The sequence below is a fragment of the Secundilactobacillus silagincola genome, from assembly GCF_002583405.1.
Taxonomy (GTDB): Bacteria; Bacillota; Bacilli; order Lactobacillales; family Lactobacillaceae; genus Secundilactobacillus; species Secundilactobacillus silagincola.
In genome coordinates this window covers 1-336 of sequence record NZ_BCMJ01000035.1, presented here as the reverse complement: position 1 = coordinate 336, position 336 = coordinate 1, and the positions used below count along the sequence as shown (strand labels likewise).

The following is a 336-nucleotide window of genomic DNA, read 5'->3' as shown; positions in this document are numbered from 1 at the left end:
TTTCTTGCGTATATACTTTAACTCCATTGGATAGCTTACCCAGCTGGTTCGGATCGCTGGTGGTGTAGACCGGCGCTGCCACTTTCTCTTGAGTATATACTTTAACTCCGTTAGATAGCTTACCCAGCTGATTTGGGTCACTGGTGGTGTAGACCGGCGCTGCTACTCTTTCTTGCGTATATACTTTTATACCATTGGATAGCTTACCCAGCTGGTTCGGATCGCTGGTGGTGTAGACCGGCGCTGCCACTCTTTCTTGCGTATATACCTTTATACCGTTAGATAGCTTACCCGGATTGTTCGGGTCGCTGGTGGTGTAGACTGGTGCTGCCACTC

The 336-nt window shown here is 49.1% G+C and carries 1 protein-coding gene; it reads right to left on the bottom strand.

Annotated features, from left to right (window positions below; translation table 11 throughout):
- The coding region (locus CES82_RS12565; protein ID WP_180245744.1) for a hypothetical protein at positions 1-336 on the bottom strand (336 nt) is incomplete at both ends.